The 279-nt window shown below is 35.5% G+C and carries 1 protein-coding gene; it reads right to left on the reverse strand.

Translation table 11 applies throughout. The annotated features are described in order from the left end of the window. A partial coding sequence (locus tag DC53_RS22855) for a hypothetical protein (protein ID WP_033032780.1) occupies nt 1–279 on the reverse strand: 279 nt, incomplete at both ends.

Consider the following 279-nt stretch of genomic DNA (forward strand, 5'->3'; position numbering starts at 1 on the left):
GATATAACCACAAGGTTTTTCTCTAACATTGGCATTTCAAGAGATGTAGCTTCTTCAATTTCTTGTTGAATAGCTGCTTCTGCTCTTTCGCTATCAAAACCTTCTCTTTTTACTTCTTCATACTTTAACAAACCTCCTCTTACAACATTAGCAACAGTTCCCTGTTGTTTGTCACACTCAGCAATAGCTTCGTTAATATTACCTGCAGAGATTTGAGTTTGTACTTTTTTAACAAAAGCCTCAACATTTGCTTTACCTGCTGCTTTACCAATCATGATT

Source organism: Pseudoalteromonas fuliginea (assembly GCF_000690055.1).
Classification (GTDB): domain Bacteria; phylum Pseudomonadota; class Gammaproteobacteria; order Enterobacterales; family Alteromonadaceae; genus Pseudoalteromonas; species Pseudoalteromonas fuliginea.